The sequence below is a fragment of the Brevundimonas sp. 1080 genome (genome assembly GCF_040545985.1).
In the GTDB taxonomy this organism is placed as follows: Bacteria; Pseudomonadota; Alphaproteobacteria; order Caulobacterales; family Caulobacteraceae; genus Brevundimonas.
Map to the genome: position 1 here is coordinate 154939 of NZ_JBEPMW010000002.1, position 16468 is coordinate 171406.

At 68.9% G+C, this 16468-nt stretch carries 25 protein-coding genes; 4 read left to right on the top strand and 21 right to left on the bottom strand.

All coding sequences use genetic code 11. The features are described from left to right. Positions 1 to 612 (bottom strand): phage distal tail protein, Rcc01695 family, encoded by a 612-nt coding sequence (locus ABIC32_RS06160; protein WP_354073166.1) that lies wholly within the window; start codon positions 610 to 612, stop codon positions 1 to 3. 97 nt (positions 613 to 709) lie between these two features. Here ABIC32_RS06160 and ABIC32_RS06165 point away from each other — a divergent pair, with 97 nt between their 5' ends. Then, entirely contained in the window at positions 710 to 1411 is a 702-nt protein-coding gene (locus ABIC32_RS06165; protein ID WP_354073168.1) for a DUF805 domain-containing protein, read from the top strand. Positions 1412 to 1465: 54 nt separating this feature from the next. Here ABIC32_RS06165 and ABIC32_RS06170 read toward each other — a convergent pair whose 3' ends face one another. The 8 genes from ABIC32_RS06170 to ABIC32_RS06205 form a co-directional block, all read right to left on the bottom strand. After that, a complete protein-coding gene (locus ABIC32_RS06170) occupies positions 1466 to 1990 on the bottom strand; it encodes a phage tail tape measure protein (RefSeq protein WP_354073170.1) in 525 nt (174 codons plus the stop codon). Continuing rightward, positions 1980 to 2156 carry a phage tail assembly chaperone gene (locus ABIC32_RS06175; RefSeq protein WP_354073172.1) on the bottom strand — a complete coding sequence of 59 codons (177 nt, stop codon included), beginning with the start codon at positions 2154 to 2156 and terminating at the stop codon, positions 1980 to 1982. Before ABIC32_RS06175 ends, ABIC32_RS06170 begins: the two co-directional genes overlap by 11 nt. Then, positions 2153 to 2431, bottom strand: coding sequence for a GTA-gp10 family protein (locus ABIC32_RS06180; protein WP_354073174.1), 279 nt, complete (start codon positions 2429 to 2431; stop codon positions 2153 to 2155). Before ABIC32_RS06180 ends, ABIC32_RS06175 begins: the two co-directional genes overlap by 4 nt. After that, on the bottom strand, positions 2428 to 2850 hold the full coding sequence (locus tag ABIC32_RS06185) for a phage major tail protein, TP901-1 family (protein WP_137721056.1): 423 nt from the start codon (positions 2848 to 2850) through the stop codon (positions 2428 to 2430). The genes ABIC32_RS06180 and ABIC32_RS06185 overlap by 4 nt, the downstream gene beginning before the upstream one ends. A gap of 79 nt (positions 2851 to 2929) precedes the next feature. Beyond that, complete coding sequence (locus ABIC32_RS06190; protein ID WP_354073177.1) at positions 2930 to 3343, bottom strand: DUF3168 domain-containing protein; 414 nt, start codon at positions 3341 to 3343, stop codon at positions 2930 to 2932. Then, positions 3340 to 3636: a head-tail adaptor protein gene (locus ABIC32_RS06195; RefSeq protein WP_354073179.1), complete on the bottom strand. Its 297-nt coding sequence runs from the start codon at positions 3634 to 3636 to the stop codon at positions 3340 to 3342. Before ABIC32_RS06195 ends, ABIC32_RS06190 begins: the two co-directional genes overlap by 4 nt. Before the next feature lie 38 nt (positions 3637 to 3674). Continuing rightward, entirely contained in the window at positions 3675 to 3938 is a 264-nt protein-coding gene (locus ABIC32_RS06200) for a head-tail connector protein (protein WP_066624542.1), read from the bottom strand. A gap of 165 nt (positions 3939 to 4103) precedes the next feature. Next, positions 4104 to 5342, bottom strand: coding sequence for a phage major capsid protein (locus ABIC32_RS06205; protein ID WP_354073181.1), 1239 nt, complete (start codon positions 5340 to 5342; stop codon positions 4104 to 4106). 127 nt (positions 5343 to 5469) lie between these two features. On the opposite strand from ABIC32_RS06205, the gene ABIC32_RS06210 reads away from it, so the two are divergent. Together ABIC32_RS06210 and ABIC32_RS06215 are read left to right on the top strand one after the other, a co-directional pair. Then, positions 5470 to 5853, top strand: a complete 384-nt coding sequence (locus ABIC32_RS06210) for a hypothetical protein (RefSeq protein ID WP_354073183.1) — start codon at positions 5470 to 5472, stop codon at positions 5851 to 5853. 6 nt (positions 5854 to 5859) lie between these two features. Next, the gene (locus tag ABIC32_RS06215; protein WP_354073185.1) at positions 5860 to 6675 is read left to right on the top strand and encodes a hypothetical protein; all 816 of its coding nucleotides are present in this window, start codon (positions 5860 to 5862) and stop codon (positions 6673 to 6675) included. On the opposite strand, the gene ABIC32_RS06220 is transcribed toward ABIC32_RS06215, so the two are convergent. The 11 genes from ABIC32_RS06220 to ABIC32_RS06270 all read right to left on the bottom strand — a co-directional run bounded on the left by ABIC32_RS06220 (position 6662) and on the right by ABIC32_RS06270 (position 14278). Then, on the bottom strand, positions 6662 to 7069 hold the full coding sequence (locus tag ABIC32_RS06220; RefSeq protein ID WP_153926103.1) for an HK97 family phage prohead protease: 408 nt from the start codon (positions 7067 to 7069) through the stop codon (positions 6662 to 6664). The genes ABIC32_RS06215 and ABIC32_RS06220 overlap by 14 nt on opposite strands. Then, a complete protein-coding gene (locus ABIC32_RS06225) occupies positions 7066 to 7296 on the bottom strand; it encodes a hypothetical protein (RefSeq protein WP_354073187.1) in 231 nt (76 codons plus the stop codon). The genes ABIC32_RS06220 and ABIC32_RS06225 overlap by 4 nt, the downstream gene beginning before the upstream one ends. Next, positions 7293 to 8465, bottom strand: coding sequence for a phage portal protein (locus tag ABIC32_RS06230; protein WP_354073189.1), 1173 nt, complete (start codon positions 8463 to 8465; stop codon positions 7293 to 7295). The genes ABIC32_RS06225 and ABIC32_RS06230 overlap by 4 nt, the downstream gene beginning before the upstream one ends. A 125-nt stretch (positions 8466 to 8590) precedes the next feature. Then, positions 8591 to 9676 carry an acyltransferase family protein gene (locus ABIC32_RS06235; RefSeq protein ID WP_354073191.1) on the bottom strand — a complete coding sequence of 362 codons (1086 nt, stop codon included), beginning with the start codon at positions 9674 to 9676 and terminating at the stop codon, positions 8591 to 8593. Between the two features lie 38 nt (positions 9677 to 9714). Further along, entirely contained in the window at positions 9715 to 10842 is a 1128-nt protein-coding gene (locus ABIC32_RS06240; RefSeq protein ID WP_354073193.1) for an SGNH/GDSL hydrolase family protein, read from the bottom strand. After that, positions 10842 to 11129 (bottom strand): spike base protein, RCAP_Rcc01079 family, encoded by a 288-nt coding sequence (locus ABIC32_RS06245; protein WP_354073195.1) that lies wholly within the window; start codon positions 11127 to 11129, stop codon positions 10842 to 10844. Before ABIC32_RS06245 ends, ABIC32_RS06240 begins: the two co-directional genes overlap by 1 nt. A gap of 32 nt (positions 11130 to 11161) precedes the next feature. After that, the gene (locus ABIC32_RS06250; protein ID WP_354073196.1) at positions 11162 to 12388 is read right to left on the bottom strand and encodes a DNA-packaging protein; all 1227 of its coding nucleotides are present in this window, start codon (positions 12386 to 12388) and stop codon (positions 11162 to 11164) included. After that, a complete protein-coding gene (locus tag ABIC32_RS06255) occupies positions 12306 to 12746 on the bottom strand; it encodes a hypothetical protein (protein ID WP_354073198.1) in 441 nt (146 codons plus the stop codon). The genes ABIC32_RS06250 and ABIC32_RS06255 overlap by 83 nt, the downstream gene beginning before the upstream one ends. Positions 12747 to 12862: 116 nt before the next feature. Continuing rightward, a complete protein-coding gene (locus ABIC32_RS06260) occupies positions 12863 to 13324 on the bottom strand; it encodes a YcgN family cysteine cluster protein (RefSeq protein WP_091749164.1) in 462 nt (153 codons plus the stop codon). Positions 13325 to 13364: 40 nt separating this feature from the next. Continuing rightward, positions 13365 to 13703 (bottom strand): DMT family transporter, encoded by a 339-nt coding sequence (locus ABIC32_RS06265; protein ID WP_354073200.1) that lies wholly within the window; start codon positions 13701 to 13703, stop codon positions 13365 to 13367. Continuing rightward, positions 13700 to 14278: a TetR/AcrR family transcriptional regulator gene (locus tag ABIC32_RS06270; RefSeq protein ID WP_354073202.1), complete on the bottom strand. Its 579-nt coding sequence runs from the start codon at positions 14276 to 14278 to the stop codon at positions 13700 to 13702. Before ABIC32_RS06270 ends, ABIC32_RS06265 begins: the two co-directional genes overlap by 4 nt. Positions 14279 to 14361: 83 nt before the next feature. Between ABIC32_RS06270 and ABIC32_RS06275 the strand changes: the two genes are divergently transcribed. Beyond that, complete coding sequence (locus tag ABIC32_RS06275) at positions 14362 to 16179, top strand: ABC-F family ATP-binding cassette domain-containing protein (protein ID WP_354073204.1); 1818 nt, start codon at positions 14362 to 14364, stop codon at positions 16177 to 16179. A gap of 42 nt (positions 16180 to 16221) precedes the next feature. Here ABIC32_RS06275 and ABIC32_RS06280 read toward each other — a convergent pair whose 3' ends face one another. Then, entirely contained in the window at positions 16222 to 16395 is a 174-nt protein-coding gene (locus ABIC32_RS06280) for a hypothetical protein (RefSeq protein ID WP_354073206.1), read from the bottom strand. Positions 16396 to 16468: the final 73 nt, after the last annotated feature.

Here is a 16468-nt window from a genome sequence, read left to right on the forward strand (position 1 = left end):
TCAGACCCGAACCTCGATCAGCGGAACGGCCGCCATCCGCCCGGCCTCAAAGCTCTCCAGCGTCGTCTCGATCCGGTCCGAATCGAACCGCACCGGCGTGTCGAACCGAAACCCCGCCGTCACCGTGACACCCGCCTCCGGCGCGCGCTCCAGCGTCACCCGCCCGGTTGCGAAGTCGACCGCAAAGGCCGTCGTCTCGACACCACCCACCGCAACCCGCACCGATCCCTCGACCGGCTTGGCGACCGGCCGCTCCACATCGCCGTAGCGCTTCACCAGATCGAACGCGGTGCGCGTCCCATCCCCGACGCCCAGCACCTGATCCCCAGCCGAGACCACCCCGACCGGCGCGCACGATTTGCAATCGGCGAAGTCCTTGAACCGGAACCCGTACAGCCGCCCCCGCCGCGCCTCGAAGAAGGCGACCAGTTCGGCCATGTCGTCCAGCGATCTCAGGTTCGCCCCGATCAGATACCGCCTGCGCCCCAGCGCCCAGGGCGTGGAGCGCCGCTCGAACCCTGACGCCAGCGTCGTGATCTCCGTCCGACGCTCCACCCCGCCGGTCGAACCGAACGCCAGCCGCGCGGGCAGGCGCACCTCATGAAAGGCCATGCGAACCTTTCCTCCCTTTCACTTGTTCACTGATCGTCGCTCGTTCATGGTCGCATTGCGGCCAGCTTCGGCCGCATGCCCAAGGGGAGCGACACGTTTGCGCGGCGAGATTCTCAGCTACGACACCACCACCGGAATCGGTCTGATCAGCGGCGACGACGGCGCCCGTTACGACTTCACCTCGGCTGCGCTGCAATCGCCCGCCGTGCCCGCCGCCGGCGTCCGCGTCGACTTCGTCCCCGAAGGCGCCGCCGCCACCCAGATCCTGATCCTGGCGGGTTCGCCCACCACCACCGGCGTCGCTGGCGGCTACGCCAGCTCGACCTCGACCGCCGTCGCCGGCTTCGACTGGCAAAAGCTGTTTCTGTCCTTCGAGGGCCGCATTCGCCGCAGCCATTTCTGGATCGGCTGGCTGATCCTGCTGGGCGTCAACGTCGTCATCAGCTGGATCCCAATCATCAACCTGTTTGGCATCGTGCTGATCTGGCCGAACCTGGCCATTTCGGTGAAGCGCCTTCACGACATGGGCAAGACCGGCTGGCTGATCGCCATTCCCTGGGTCGGCTCGGTCATCGCCTTCGTCGCCGGCTTCGCCATGATGATCGCCGGCGCCGTCGCCAACGGCTATGCCGAGGACTATTACGAGAGCAATCCCGCCGCCGTCTTCGCCCTGATGGGCCCGGCCATCGGCCTGTTCGCCATCGCCGGCCTCTTGGGCTTGGCGTTCCTGATCTGGATCGGCGTCGTGGACAGCCAGAAGGGCGAGAACCGCTTCGGCCCGAACCCGAAGGGCGAATAGGCCTCATCGCCTGACCGACCTCAGCGCCGCCCCGTCCTCGACGGGGCGGCGTTTCTACATCCGCCTGGCGCCCAGGCTGACGGCCCGCGCCAGCATCTGGGCGATCTGCGCCTCGGACCGCAGCAGGGCGGGTGCCCCGCCGTCCACCGCCACATTGACCGTCACGCCCCCGCCGCCGACCGGCCCGATCTCGCCGCCCGTCGCCGGTCGAAACACCTCCGGCCCGCGCTCGCCGACCAGATAGGCTGCACCGCCCAGCACCGGCCCGCCGTCCGCCCGCGCCCCGCCGAAGCTGGACATCACCGACTGGATCGCCGCGCTCAGCCCGCCACCCTGCGATCCCGCCGCCGCATTGACCGCATTCAGCACCGCCCGCGCCAGTTCGGCCAGCGACACCTCCCCGTCCGCCGCCGCCCGCGCCAGCGATCGCGTCAGGCTGTCGCCCGCCCGCCCGAACGCCGCCTCGATGGCGTCGGCCGCCTCCTGCGCCGGCGCCTTCAGCGCCTCCAGCGCCGCCCCGGCTTCGGCCGCTCTCAGCGGGACCTGATCGATCCCGTCCCGCCCGAACTCATCCGCCATCCGGCCAACCTTCCATCAATCGCGCCAGCCCGTCGCGCCCTAAAGGCGCCGTCCCACGCGGGACTTGCGTCAACATCCGCCACTCCTTCAGCGACAGCCGCCAGAACGCCTCGGGCGCCACGCCCATCGTCGCCGCCAGTCGCAACATCTCGCTCCAGGGAGTCATCGTGCGGCGGCCGCGAACGCCTGCGCCACCGCGACCGCCGCCTCGCGCGGATCAACTGCCGCCACCTCCGGCTCGACCTCACCGCCGCCGCGCAACACCGCCGCCAGCACGATCATCAAATCCCGCGCCGACAGCGTCTTCATTCGCTCGGCGACCGCCGCCATCCCCTCTACGCCCAGCCCCGTCTCGATCTCCGCCAGCGCCCCCAGCGTCAGACAAGCTCGACGCCGCGCGCCGCCCAAGATTACCGCCGCCTCACCCCGCGCGCCGTTCATATCGCGCTGAACCCGATGGCCCCGGCGCTTGCCAGGCTCAGCGCGAACGTCGCCTCCCCCTCGTGCTCGCCGGCGTATTCCAGCGCCGCTACCAGGAACGGCCCCTCCAGCACCCCGAAGTCCGGTACGATCAGCCGCCACCGTTTCGCCGCCTGATCGAAGAAGGCCTCGCGCACCAGCGCGTCCGACGCCGCATCGCGAAAGATGCCCTGCCCCGACACCGCCGCCGACTTGACGCCTGCGCCGGCCAGCAGCTCGCGCCACCGCCCGGCGCTGTCGCCGTCGGTCGCATCCACCGTCTTGGCGTTCAGCGAGATCGTCCGCGCCCTCAACCCCGCCACCGTCGTGAACACGCCCGGAGACGCCACTGGGGCGCCCTCGATCTTCAGCAGCATGTCCTTGCCGGCCTGTGCCGTCATTTCTGTCTCTCCCTCTCGTCGTGAATTGTGACTCGTGACGGGTGATTGCGCGCCGGCGGGCGTCGTCGCCACTCACGACTCACGCGTCACCACTCACCTCTTCCGTCACCGCCCTCAGCCGCACGACCGCATAAGTTCGTCGCCCGTCGCCCGCGCGGAACACGTCCGCAAACGTCGCCCTCAGGGTCGCCGTCCGCACCCCGTCGGCCTCCAACACGGCCTCGTGCAGACAGGCCCGCACCGCCGCCGCCACCGCCTTGGCCTCTTCCGATCCCGCGAATCGCGACACGCCCGTCAGGGTCAGCTTCTGTTCAACCCCGCCCCCGTCCGCCGCCACCGGTCGGCTCTCGCACCGCCCGATCAACAGATGCGGGAACGCTGCCTCTTCCGGTGTCCGATCGAACACTCGCCCGCCCAGCAACGCCTGCACCGCCGCATCCCCCTTCAGCGCCCCCACGACCGCCTTCTGCAGCGCGCTCTCATGATCCCTCATCGCACCCGCTCCAGATCCAGCTTCGCCCGCCCCGGCCGCACATCCTCGACCGAGACGATCCGCCAGTCCGCCCCGCCGAACCTCAGCACGCGCCCGACCGTCAGCCGGGCATCCGCCCGCGCCTCCGCGCCCATCGTCTCGACCGCCCGCCTTTGATCGCCCTCGCCGCGTTCGGTGCGCCGACGCGCCCCGCACTTCAGCCAGGCCGACCCCACGGCCTCGAACGACACGCTGCGCCCGCCGTAAGGCGTCTCGGCCTCCACCGGCTGAAACAGCTCCGCCAGGATCCTCATATCGGCGCTCAAGTAGGCCGAAGGCCGATAGCGCCCAGTCAAAGTCGCACCACGCGGTATGGCGCGATCCAGCCCTCCACCGGCTCGATCTCCACCGCCTCACCCCGCTCATAGGCCCGCAGCACCAGCATCAGGATCGCCAGCCTCAGCGGCGCCGGCGAGGTGGACGTCAGGCTCAACCCGACATCCCCCTCCACCTTCGCCTGCGCCGCCGCGATTAGGGTCTGGATCAAGCCGTCCTCGACCTCATGCTCGACCCTCAGAAACAGCTTCGCCTCCGCCACCGTCACCGGCTGCGCCATGGCAATCTCCATTGTCAGAAATTCCGTCTCCTCCCCATGCAATGGGGAGGGGGGACCACGAAGTGGTGGAGGGGCTCTTCAACGCCCGCAGAGCCCCTCCGTCACGGCGCAAAGACGCGCCGCGCCACCTCCCCGTCGCTGCGCGACAGGGAGGAGACGACCGGATCAGCTCACGCTGAACCTCATCACCTTGATCGCGTCGAAGTTCTGCACCCCGCCGCCGACGCGCTTGGTCGTGTAGAACAGCACATAGGGCTTGGCCGAATAGGGATCGCGCAGCACCCGCACCCCGGCCCGATCCACGATCAGATACCCCCGCTGGAAGTCCCCGAATGCGATCGACAGACTGTTGGCCGCCACGTCCGGCATGGTCTCGATCTCGGTCACCGGATAGCCGAGCAAGGAAGCCGTCTCGCCCAGCCGCGTCGCCGGCTGCCAGATGTAGTTGCCGTCCGCGTCCTTGAACTTGCGCACGGCCGAGACCGTCTTTCGGTTCATCACGAACCGGCCGTTCGGTCGGTACTGGGCCTTGGGCGCATAGATCAGGTCGATCAGGCGATCCGCCGGACTGGTCGCCGCAAAGCCGCCCGCCGCGCCCGACGCGACAGAACCGATCTGGCCCCAGGTCTGGCCCGCGTCCGCCACAGTCGGATAGGACAGCAGACCCTTGGGCTTGTTCACCCCATCGCCGTTGATGAAGGCCTGGGTCTCCTGCGCCGCAAAGGCGTCCTCGACCTCGGCCGCCAGCCATTCGTCCAGATCGACCATGGCGTCGTCCAGCAACGCCTGCGTCGCCGCCGGATTGGCGTAGAGATCCGCCGACGGAAACTCCAGCAGGGCCAGGGTCGCCGGGTCCGTCTCGGGCCGCGCGGCCGTCTCCGCCACCCAGCCGCAGGCCACGCCCGCCGTCGACACCGGCTTTCTGAACACGCCGGCCGCCACGGTGCGCACCGTCGCGATCTCGCGCATCGGACTGGCCGCCATCAGACGCCGCTCGATGGCCCGCTCAGTCTCATACGGCACGACATAGCCGCCCGAGGTCGCCCCGCCCGACAGACCCGCCTTGACCTCCAGACCGCCCGCCAGATGAGGAGACTGACCCGTCTTCAAATAGCCGTCCCATGCCGCCTTCGCCTCTGGCGCTGACGTCGGCTCGGCAAGTTCGCCTCCAATCACCGGACGACGGCTCTGGCTCATCACCCGATCCAGTCGCGCCTGGGCCGAGACGACCGCCTGATCGATGCGCGCCACCTTCTCCTCCAGCAGCACATCGGCCGCCGCCTTCTTCTCGATCTCGCCCAGCCGGGCGTCGTTCGCCCCTTTGAACGCCTCGAACGCCGCCATCATCTCGCGCACGACATCGCGCGCCTCGGGCTGGCCCGAAGCCTGTTTGGTCTCTTTCATGGTGTCTCCGGTGAATGCGTCCCTAGACGACGCGACGATCCGGGCCTGCGCCCGAAACCTGTGATTGAACGGCTGGCAGGCCCGCGAAACCGTGCTACCGATCCTGCTCTCTCGAGGATCGCTTCACATGCTCACGCTTGCTCTGGCCCTTTCCGGCGCGCTTCTGGTTCAGTCGCAACCTGATGTTTCCAAACTGCCTCCCGAACAGGCGGCGCAAGTCAGCCAGGTCTTTGGCGGCATGACCCGAATGTTCGAGACGCTGGGAACCTGCGAGCGTCAGTTCCCGCCCGAAGTCGGCGCGCAGGTGCGAGCGGCGCTGGCGAACGAAACCGACCCGCAGAAGCGTGAGGCCTCGGCCTTCCTTCTGGCGGCCTATGACAAGGGCAAGGCGTCTGAACGGGCGACGACGATCACTCAGGAGCAATGCACCGCCGAGATGCAAGCCATCACCAACGAAATGCAGGCGCTCAAGGCCGAGATGGAAAAGGCAGTGGGCGCCCAGGCGGACTGACGCCCCATGTCCCACCTGACGCCCCTCGAAAGCGCCGTCATGGACGCCATGATTTGGCAGATGGGCGACAGCGTGCCGGATCTCCGCGCCCAGGTCGCCGCCAGTTCGCCGGGCCTTCGTCGCAACACCGGCGCCGGCCTCTATTCCCAGATCGTCGTCGATGCGGACCGCGCGATCGCCAACCCGGACGCCACCGGCCTGTTCGGCACGGTCCATGTCATGGTCGCCGGCCTGCCCGACCCCGTCGGCTTCCAGATCGAGCTGCGCCAAGGCCGGCTGACGGCCCTGCATGGCCAGAGCTATGGCCAGGACACCCGCGCCATCGACTTCTCGACCACCGCCTTCGAAGAGGTCTTCACCGTCGACGAAGCCGGCCGCTCGATCCTGTTCCGTCCCGCCCGGCGCACGCCGGACCCGATCCCGCCCAGGCCAAAACCCGCCCGACCGGCCGCTGCACCCGCCGCCCAGGCCACGCCGCAAAAGCAATCCAGACCCGCGCCCCAACCGGCATCCAAGCCCTCCGATCACGCCCTGCCGTCCGCCGCCACCTCGCCGGGCCTGGCCGAGATCATCGCCGGCCTGTCGAACCCCACGGCCTCGCGCGGCGGCCAGCTGGCCCTGGTCTATCTCGGCGCCTATGCGCTGGCGGCCGTCTTCATCCTGTTCGCCAACCTGGTGCTGCACGTCGGCTGGATCTTCGGCCTGGTGCTCGCCGGCTGGGCCTTGCGCTATCTCCACGGCAAGAAGGGCCGCGCCCAGATGGCCGCCCTCGCCGAAACCCTCGACCGCAATGGCGCTTTCCAGGCCCTCAAGCCAAACTGAACCGCGCCCCCGGCAGCATCGGAAACGTCACCAGCGACACCTCCCACAGCTCGACCGCGCTCAGCACGCGCAGCCGTCCCTGACGCCGGGCCCGCGCCGTGCGGTAGCCGATCGACAGCCCATCCAGCGCCCCGGCTCGGCTCAACGCCCCGGCGAACCGCGCCTCGGCCGACCAGTCCTCGATCCGACCGCGCACGAACAGGCCCCGCGCATCCTCGACGATTTGCTCCCAGACCCCGACCGGCGCCCGCGCATCGTGCTGGTTCAGCATCCGCACGCCCTCGGCGCCCGTCTTGGCCAGACTGTCCGCAAACGCCCCCGCCTGCACCACGTCCCCGTTCAGATCCGCCACGCCCCACAGCGAGGCGTAGCCTTCGATGGCCAGTGCGCTCATTTCCCCTCCAACCTACGCTCGATCCGCTCCACCGCCGCCGCCGTCGCCTCGCCTTGGACCTCTAGCCGCGCCAACCGTTCGGCGACCAGCCTCTGCTCCCCGACCCGCTGCTCCAGCGTCGCGATCCGCGCCGCGGCGCCCCCGGCCCAGACCAGGCCGCCCACCGTCTGCACCACGACGGCGATCAGCAGCGCCGTCGGCACGCGCCGGATATAGTGTTCGGTCATGCCCCCAATCCCGCCATCCGCCGACGCTCTTCGTCGGTCAGGAAGCTCGCCGCCTCCAGCCGCGCCCACAGGGCGTCACGCTCGGGCTGCAGCGCCGAGACTGCATCCAGGTCCGCCCGGATTTCGCACCCCGCGAACCGCTCGCCCAGCCAGCCCGTCATCGCGCCCGCCGCCTTTCTCACCAGCGGGATCACCGTCTGTCGCCAGAAGGCCGCATTGGCCTCGCGATAGTTGGCGTAGGTCGCATCGCCCGGTATCCCCAGTAGCTGCGGCGGAACCCCGAACGCCAGGGCGATCTCGCGCGCCGCCGCATGTTTGCCCGCCGTGAAATCCATTTCCGCCGGCGTCAGGCTCAGCGGCTTCCAGTCCATCCCGCCTTCCAGCAGGATCGGCCGCCCTGCGTTCGCCGCCCCGGCATAGACGTTAGACAGCTGATCCTTCAGCGCCTCGAACTGCCCGTCCGTCAGCCGCTCGCCGTTCCTCGCCCCATAGACCAGCGCCCCCGACGGCCGCGCGGCATTGTCCAGCAGGGCCTTGTTCCACGCGCCCGCCGCATTGTGCGCGTCCACCCCTTGCGCCGCCGCCTCCAGCGGCGACAGCCCGTACCAGTCGTCCAGCGGGTGCCACAGCTTCAGGTGCATCACCGGCGCCCAGCCGTCCGCCGCCCGCCCGATTCGCACCGACCGTCCGTCCACGGAATAATCCCACGCCTCGGGCCAGCCTGATCGGCCCGGAACCACCTTCACCCGGTCGGACCGCAGCGCCCACAGCTCGTCCGGCGCGCCGTCCCCGTCCGCATCGCCGGTCGCCTCGACATAGGCGTTGCCCGACACCTGCAGCGCGCCATAGACCGCCTCCATCAGCTCCGCCCCCGACTGCTCGGGATTGGGCCGACGCATCAGTTTCGCCAGCGGATGCGCCTCGTCGCGCGCCCCGTCCACGAACACCGCGAACGGCGCAGCCGCCGCCGCCTCTGCGATCATGCGGATGCAGCGATACGCCACGGCATTCCTCTGATACCCCTCGCGCGCCAGGCTGGCATAGTCGTTGGGCGTCCACCTGGGCCGCCCCACCCCCGACAAGGCGATCACCCCGCCCGCCCGGCTTTTCTTCGCCTCGGGCGCGCCCACGCGCCCCGTCTGGCCGAATGGCCACCGGATCGAAACCATCGCAGTCTCCTCAGATTTCTTGTCCCTTCTCCCAGTGGGAGAAGGTGGCTCGAAGAGCCGGATGATGGTCGTTTGGCGGGCCAATTCGCACCATCTGCCCCTCACCCTTTCGCGTTGACCGATCGCTATGCTCTCGGACGCTCAAGCCCTCTCCCGCCGGGAGAGGGACGCATAAATTTCAGAAGCGGCTGCTCCACCAACACATGCACGACCGCCCCCGCCGCGAGACTGGCGAGCACCGTCACCACCACCACCGCATCCCCCGGCAGGGCGACCATCCCGCTCTCGAACATCCGCCCCAGGGTCCGGATGACCAGCACATGGACCAGATAGATCGAGTAGGACGCATCCCCCATGAAGGCCGCCGCCCGCGCCAGCCGCCCCGGCGCCCGATCCGTCCGCTCCATCCGCACCACGCCGAACGCCAGCAGCGCGCTGGGCAGACCCCAGACCGCTGCCCGCCTCAACCCGTTCCACGGATCGTTCAGCGCCCGCACATCGTCGATGCCGCCATAGCCAAAGACCAGGCTCAACCCGAACCCGACCAGCGCCAGACCGACCGCCCACAGCCCCAACCGACGCGGCGCGAACCGCCACGCCGAGGCGATCCCGACGCCCAGCAGGAACTCCAGAATGATCGGCGCGCCCCAGAACCTCAGAACCGGCGCCGCCACGACCAATCCGACCGCCAGCATCACTGCATAGGCTTCGACCAGCCCCCAGCCGACCTGCCGGCCGCCCGCCATCGCCCTGCCCGCTATGGCCAGGCCGAACCCGGCGTAGAACAGCATCTCGAAACACAGGGTCCACCCCGGCCCCAGCGCCGGAAACGTCATCTCCAGTCCGCTGAACGGCCAGAACAGGAACGTCGCCGCCGCCACGTCCGCGCTCAGCGTCCCGCCCCGCGCCATACCGATCAGGATCGGCAGCGACAGCAGCCAATAGATCGGCGCCACCCGTCGAAACCGCCGCCACAGGAAGGCCCCGGCCGCGCCCACGCCCGTCTGACCGCGCGTCGTCGTGGCGATGATGAAGCCGCTGATGACGAAGAACACGTCCACGCCCACGGCGCCGAAATTCTCCAGCGTGCCGCCGCCCACCGCCGTCTCCAGCCCCAGCCGCGTCCCGGCCAGATCCACGGCGTGCGTGACGACCACCGCCGTCGCCGCCGCGAACCGCAGCGCCTGCACCCCGTAGAACCGCTCCCCCATCCGCCACGGTTACCATTGCGCGAGCGCGCGCGACAACCTCAGATCATCACACGCGCCCGCACCGCCTCGGCGATCCTCGCCTGGCCCGCCGCATTGGGATGGACGGAATCGAACATCAGCCCGCCGGCGAAACTGCCGCCGAACAGGGCCGTCCCGTCGATGGGCGCCGCCAACCCTCGCGTCGCCGCCACCTCGAACAACGCGTCCCGCAACGCGGCTTGCGCGGCATAACTCGCCTTGCCCTGGGCCGGATCCGACGGACATCCCGTCATCAGCAGCACGTCCCCTGTCGTCAGGCACCGATCCACCAGCGTCCCCAGCCCGGCCTTATAAGTCGCGACCGCCGTCCCCGCGTTCCAGTCGTTGATCGTCAGACACACGACCGACAGATCAGGCGCCGCCGCCAGGATCGACCCATACGCCCGGTACGGCTGATCCGTCGTGCTCCAGTCCGCGATCCTGGCCCCGCCCCAACCCGCATTGATCACCCGCGCCCGGCGCACGTCCGACCGTCCTGCGACTCCGCCCGCGATGAACACCGCCCCGCCCGAGGCCCAGCGCACGCTCACCGGCCCGGCGGTCTCGGGAAACGCCACGGTCGCAACCTCCATCGACGCCGCCTTGGTGGTGCTCACCGTCGCCCGCACCACCCCGTCCGTCTCGACCGTCAGCACCCCCAGCGCCGTATTGGTCACGGCCCACAGATCGAACCGATCGACCGGCCCGTTCGGCTGAAAACTCCAGACGCCCGTCGACGACGCCGCGCCCGAGAACAGCTTGCCGCCCATCCCTGTCAGGGTGTTGACGCCCCACCCGGCCCCCAGCGTCACGCGCGGATCATAGGCGGAGTAACCCCCGCTCGCCCCGTCCGCCGCCCCAGCGCCCGCGACCGACGCCGCCGAGGCCGGCAGGCCCCGACCAGTCATCATCGCCGCCAGCCGCTCGGGCCAGGCGCTCGCCCGACCGTTCGGCGTCCAGCCGCCGGAGACCGCACCATAGCCTTGGGTCACGCTGTCGCCGATGCACAGCAGCCGCGCCTCGCGCCCGCCCGCCTGCATCGTCCTGACCGCCGCCGACCAGACGGGCAGGTCGGGCGCGGCGAACCGCGCCCTCCCCAGAACCCCGCCCGGCGCCGCCGTCGCCGCTCCGATCTCGACCCCCGACATCAGTCGAAGGCCGCCACGATCTGCGTCGCCGTCGTCCCGGTCGCCAGCACCCGGCGAACCTGTACCGGCAACCACCCCACCGGATGGTTGGCGAAGGTCACGACATCACCGTCCTCGGCCCCGACCGTCAGCACACGGACATTGCCCGCCCCGCCGACGTACAACGCCTTGGCGTAGGTCGTCAGATCGGCCGCGTCGCTGGCCGTGACCGCCGCCGCGCGCCTCGCCGGCCCGCCCGCGTCGCGCCCATGGTTCAGCAATCCGTCCCGTTCGGGAATGGCCGGCATATCGTCTCTCCTGTCGTTGAAATCTTGAGGCTCTAAAGCCCCCGCAATCGCGGTCCCGCCGACTGCGGCCCCAGCATCAGCCGCGTGATCGCCCACACCAGGGCGTCGGCCCGATCCGGGCTGGGTCCGCCCTCGCTGCCCAGCGCCAGCATCTCTTCCTCCAGCGCCGGGAAGGCGTCGCAGTGGACCACCCGCCCCTGTTCATAGAGCAGGGCCACCGGCTCGGCCCGCGCCGCCTTGGACCGCGAGGCGTGGACCATCTCGATCCGGCAGGGACACGCGCTGATGGCCAGAACCGAGCGCACCATGTCGCCGCCCTGATTGCTCTCGGCGACCACCTCGTGCGCGCCGAACTCGCGTGCGGCCGCGCTGACCGCCCCGCCCCAGCTCTGGGGCGAGCGTCCCTGCACCGTCCGGTCGGCCAGCACGAAGGCTTGGCGACCTTTTCGCCCCACGACCACGATGCCGCAGGCGTCTCCGGTCGCGGTCGCCGGCGGATCCACCGCCACGACGATCCGGTCCAGTTCGGCCGGCCGCGCACCCCTGGCCCGTTTCAGGTCCGCGATGCGGAACAGGGCGCCCTCCCCCTCGACCACCACACCTTCCAGTTCCTGCGCCGCCAGCCGCGTCCCGCCATAGACGTCGTTCAGATGCGCCAGAAAGCCGGGCGACAGGTTCTGCGCGTTCAGCGCCGTCGCCGCCCGTTCCGTCACCGTCCCGGCCTCGGCCATCAGTCGTCTCAACGCCGGGATCGGCCGGGGCGTCGTCGTCACCGCCAGCAGCGGCTCTTCCCCCAGCCGCAGTCCGAATCTCAGGTTCGACAGCACCAGCTCCGGTCGTCGCCAGGCGCAGAACTCGTCCGCCCAGGCCGCATGAAACTGCGGCCCCCTCAGACTGTCTGGATCCTCGGCCGAAAACGCATAGGCGGCCGACTGATTGCCCCACACCAGCCGACGCCGCCCCGCTTCCCAACGCGGCCGGTCGCCCGGCTCCGCCAGCGCCTTGATCCCCGACGCCCCCTCCACCATCACCTCGCGCACGTCGTGCAGGGCGGGGCCGACCAGGGCCAGGGTGATGCCGGGCAGCTTTCGCGCCATCTTGTCGATCCAGACCGACCCGGCGAAGGTCTTGCCCGACCCCCGTCCCCCCAACAGCAGCCAAGTCCTAAGGTCGAGGTCACGCGGCTTGTGTTGGTGCTCCAGCAGCCGCGCATGATTGCGCTTCAGCCTTAGCGCGCGCCCGCTCAGCTGCTTCAGCATCCTTTCTCTCGATGATGCTGTCGATCCGCTCGTATTCGACGAGCAGTTCTCTTCGGATTCGCTCGTCTTCGGCGGGGTCGTAGGTTCGTCCACCCATCTCGTCCTCTTCGTTGTCGCTCAGGCACAGCAGTCGCATCGCCTCGACCGCCTTGGCCGACCGCGCGATCACCCCGATCTGGCGCGCGACCTTTTCGGCGACGGCGGCGTCCTTGACGTCCGTCTCGCAGACGCTCTTGGCCGTCTCTTCGATCTTGCCATTCATCATCAGGAACAGGGGCTCCATCCACCCGGCGCAGGACGCAGCCGTCTCGCGCGCGCCGCCGCAGCCGCCCTCTTCGTCATCCCGATTTCCCGTCATGCCCAAACCATAGCGGACCAGCGTCCTCAGGCCGGAAGAACGCCCACATAATTCGCCAATGGCTTGTTTTCGCAGCCTTTCAACCAGCGTCATTGCGCTGGCTAGGGGGTGCTACCCTATCGCTCCCGGCCCCGTTCGACCGTCCATTCCGGCGCCTCGAAGTCCAGCGCATCTTCCGGCTCGGCCAGCGCCAGCTCCGAAATCGTCTGGCCCCGCACCGACACGCCCGCCGTATGGACCGTCTCGCGACTGCCCGAGATCAGATGATGCCATTTCGCCAGCGGCCGCCCCTCGTGCAGCCGGCGATAGGCGCACGACTTGGGCATCCACTCCAACGCCTCGATGTTTCCGGGCGTCAGCTTGATGCAGTCCGGCACCTGGGCCTTGCGGTTCGCATAGTCCGAACAGGCGCAGGCGTTCGGATCGAACAGCTTGCAATGCACCCGTGTTGGAATGACCTCGCCCGTATCCTCGTCCTCGAACCGGATCACGCAGCACAGCCCGCACCCGTCGCACAGCCCCTCCCACTCTGAAGGCGACATCTCGGCCAGGGTCTTGGTTTCCCAGTAGGGCTGCATGGCGCGCCTCATACGCGCCGCGCCGCCGCTTGTCACAGCCTCAATGCCCGACCGTCTTGGAGAACAGGTTGATCACCACCACTCCGCCGACGATCATCGCCAGCCCGACCATCGCCGGCAGGTCCAGCCTCTGGCGGAACACCACCGTCCCGATCACCGAGATCAGCACCACCCCCAACCCGCTCCAGATCGCATAGGCGATCCCCACCGGCATCTGCCGCAAGGCGATCGACAGCAGGTAGAACGCCAGGCCGTAGCAGACCGCCATCCCCGCCGTCGCCCAGGCCCGCGTGAACTGCTGCGAGGCCTGCAGCATCGTCGTGCCCGCGACCTCCAGCGCGATGGCGCCCAGCAGCGCGGCCCAGGTAAGCGGGCTCACAGATCGTTGGCCGTGATCGTGTGCCCTGGCGTCAGCAGACACAACAAGGCCTTGCGCTGCTCGGTCGAGACGTGATGCATCCCGAACAAATCCGACACCCACAGACCATCGGCCAGAAGGCGCAGCATCAAGGCGTCGTCGGCTCCGACGGGATCCTCGGGATCGTCGATCTTGATCCGGTCCATCCAGGCCTTCCAGCGCAGAACCAGGCTGGGCTCGATGGCGAAGGCGGCCAGAACAACACGGCCGATGCTCACGTCCTGCGGCGTCACCGGCTCATTGACCGTGACCCTCAGATAGGCGCGGGCGCTTCGACCATAGGGTTCGGGATCACGCGCCGCCTCCGCAAGCACGCTGTCGACATGCATGGCCCCCAGATGATCGACCATGCCTTCCAGCAGGGCGGTCTTGCTGGGGAAGTGATGCAAAAGCGCGCCCTTGCTGACACTCGTGCGCGACGCAACGGCATCCAGGGTGAAGCCTGGCGCCCCCAGTTCGGCGGCGACTTCCAAGGCCTTTTCGATGATCTCGGCGCGGGTGTCGTCAGGCGCGCGGCGGCGTGTAGTGCTGTCCATTCGCGTTACATACCAACCGGACGGTAACTGTCAAATGTCAAAGGTCGTGGCGGTTCGCCCGGCCCTCCTCTATATGGCCGCCCATGGCAGCCAGACCCCCTCTCGTCGCACTCAAGGACGTCCGTCTTCAGGACGGCCAGCGCCCCCTCTTCGACGGCGTCGACCTCGCGGTCGAACCGCGCAGCCGCGCCGCCCTCGTGGGGCGCAATGGCGCGGGCAAGTCCACCCTGATGAAGGTCGTCATGGGCCTGATCGAACCGGACAGCGGCGACCGCTCGATCCAGTCCGCCGTGCGCTTCGCCTATGTGCCGCAAGAGCCGGTCATCACTGGCGAAACTCTGCTGGACTATGCGTCATCGGGCGAGGCCGAGACCTGGACGGCCGAAAGCTGGCTGGAGACCTTCGGGCTAAATCCGGCGAAGTCGACCCAAGGCCTGTCCGGCGGCGAAACCCGCCGCGCGGCGCTCGCCAAGGCCTTCGCCGAAGAACCCGACCTGCTGCTGCTGGACGAGCCGACCAACCACCTCGACATCCTGGCCATCGAACTGCTGGAGAACGAGCTGATTCAGGCCCGGTTCGCCCTGCTGGTCGTCAGCCACGATCGCGCCTTCCTGAACCGCGTCACCAACACCGTCCACTGGCTGGAAGGCCGCCGGGTCCGCACTCTGAACAAGGGCTTCGTCGAGTTCGACGAATGGTCCTCCAAGGTGCTGGAGGAAGAGGCCGAATCCCTGCGCCGCCTGACCAAGACCATCGAGCGCGAGACCGCCACCTTCTACTCCTCCATCACCGCCCGCCGCAGCCGCAACGAGGGCCGCGCCCGCTCACTTCAGGCGCTGCGCGCCGAACGCGCCGAGAAGATGAAGGATGTGCCGCGCGAGCTTTATCTCGGCGTCGATTCCGGCTCGACCTCGGGCAAGCTGGTCGCCGAGATCAAGCATGTCTCAAAGGGCTTCAACGGCCGCACCCTGTTCAAGGACCTGACCACCCGCATCATCCGCGGCGACCGTCTGGGCATCGTCGGTCCCAACGGCGCGGGCAAGACCACCCTGGTCAAGACCCTGCTGGGCGAACTCGTCCCCGACGAGGGCACGGTGCGCATGGGCGCGAACCTCGAGCCGGTCTATCTGGATCAGTCGCGCGAGGGGCTGAAGTCGGACATGACCCTGTGGGACGCCCTGACGCCGGGCGGCGGCGACAGCATTCTGGTGCGCGGCGTTTCCAAACACGTCGCCGCCTATGCCAAGGACTTCCTGTTCTCCGAGGCCCAGTTGCGCCAGCCGATCTCGACCCTGTCGGGCGGCGAGCGCAACCGCCTGCTGCTGGCCAGGGCGTTGGCGAAGCCCGCCAATATGCTGATCCTCGACGAACCGACCAACGACCTGGACATGGACACGTTGGACAAGCTGGAAGAGCTGCTGGAGGGCTATGACGGCACCCTGATCCTGGTCAGCCACGACCGCGACTTCATCGACCGCCTGTCCACCTCGACCCTGGCCCTAAACGGACGGGGCGACATCGTCGAGACCCCCGGCGGCTGGACCGATTTCATCCGCCAGAACCCCGGCTTCCTCCAGCCCGGCGCGAACCCCCGCCCCCAGGACAAGGCCGCCGCCCAGCGCGCCGCCGAGGCGCCGCCGCCCGCCGTCGCCCCCAAGAAGACCGCCAAACTTTCCTTCAAGGACGCCCACCGCCTCAAGGAGCTGGAAGCCCTGATCGACACCTTGCCCGCGACCATCGCCAAACACGACGCGACCCTGGCCGACCCCGGCCTCTACGCCCGCGACCCCAAGGCCTTTGACGCCGCCATGAAGTCCGCCGAGAAAGCCCGCGCCGAGCTGGAATCCGCCGAACTGGAATGGCTGGAGCTGGAAGAGAAGAAGGCGGCCTTGGCCGGGTAGAGACCGAACGGCTCGTCACTCTGGCGAGGACGGCTTTAGGGCCTAACCCTGACTTTCCGGATCCCCGGGCGGCGTCTTCGCCGCGCCCCGGTTCTGCATCACGCTGACGGCGATGCAGGCGACCAGGCCGAACGCAAACCACAGGCCGAACTTGCCCGTCAAAAGCCCGATCAGGCCAAAGATCAACAGGACGCCGAAGGGGGTGAGCCGTTTCATGGGGCGGACGATAACCGGCTTTGTCGTGGCTGACGAGGCTGCGCCAAAGGCCCGGACTTGAAACCAAACCCGC